General features: G+C 71.9%; 1 protein-coding gene. It reads right to left on the reverse strand.

All coding sequences use genetic code 11. The features are described 5' to 3' along the window. The coding region (locus A9W96_RS15960) for an ATP-binding protein (RefSeq protein WP_156765275.1) at positions 1-1,374 on the reverse strand (1,374 nt) is incomplete at both ends.

The following is a 1,374-nucleotide window of genomic DNA, read 5'->3' on the forward strand; positions in this document are numbered from 1 at the left end:
GGCGGTCGCGCTGGCCAGCTTGGCGCTCGGCGAGGAGACCCCCCGGATGTGGCGCGGCGCGGCCGACTCGGCGACGGCCGACCCGGCCAGCACCGTCGGCGGCAGGTAGATCTCGGCGGTGGTGCCGGAGCCCGACTCGTTGGCCGCCGGGCCGCGCAGGCCGACCCGGATGCCGTGCCGGGCCGCGATCCGGCCGACCACGAACAGACCCATGTGCCGGGCGTTGTCGGGGCTGACGTCGCCCCCGGCCTGCAGCCGCATGTTGGCCATCCGCCGGTCGGTGTCGTTCATCCCCAGACCGGAGTCGGCGATCCGCACCACGACGCCGCCTTGCGGATCCGAGCCGCCGCGCGAGGCCGAGATCCGCGCCGAGCTGGTCGGCGGCGAGTAGCGCAGCGCGTTGTCGATCAGCTCGGCGAACAGGTGGATGGCGCCGCCGGCGGCCGCGCCGATCAGTGAGCACTCGGGCAGCCCAGCGACTTCGACGCGGCGGTAATCCTCGACCTCGGAGACCGCGGCGTTGATCACCGTGGCCAGCGGCACCGGGTCGCGCTGGTCGCGGGCCAATTGCGCGCCGGCCAGCACCAGCAGGTTGGCGCTGTTGCGGCGCAGCCGCGCCGCCAGATGGTCGAGGCGGAACAGGCTGTCCAGGCGGTCGGGGTTGTCCTCGTTGCGTTCCAGCCGGTCGATGAGCGCCAGCTGCTGGTCCACCAGCGAGCGGCTGCGCCGCGACATGGTCTCGAACATGTCGTTGACCAGCAGCCGCAACCGCGCCTCGTCACCGGCCAGCAGCAGGGCCTGGGTGTGCAGCTCGTCGACCGCGTGCGCGACCTGGCCGATCTCCTCGGTGGTGTAGACCGGTAGCGGGGTCGGAATCGGTTCGGGCCCACCGGCTTTCAACCGGGCGATCTCCTCCTCGAGATCGGTGTGGGCGACTTTGAGCGCGCCGTCGCGCAGGATGCGCAGCGGCCGCACCAGCGCCCGCGCGACCAGCAGCACGACCGCCAACGCGATCACGATCGCGGCCAGCACCAGGACGGTGTCGGTGATCGCGGCCGAGCGGCGCTCGGCGGCCTGGGCGTGCACCGACTTGGTCACCGACGCGGTCGCGTTCTTGATGACCTGGTCGGCGATGTCGTCGGTGGTCTGGATCGAACGCAGCAGGTCGGCGTTGTCGACCAGCACGCTGGCCGGATCGGACATGATCGCCATCCGGCTCACCATCTGCTGTTGCAGCGTCTTGGCCTCCGGCGACCCGGCCCCCAGCACCTCGCTCATCCCGAACAGGGTCGAGGGTTCGGTGCCCGCCAGGGTGGTCATCGAGGTCCGCAGCTGCGGCTCGGGCAGTTCGGCCCCGCGGGTGACCAGGATTTT

The organism is Mycobacterium sp. 1245852.3 (assembly GCF_001669335.1).
In the GTDB taxonomy this organism is placed as follows: Bacteria; Actinomycetota; Actinomycetes; order Mycobacteriales; family Mycobacteriaceae; genus Mycobacterium; species Mycobacterium europaeum_A.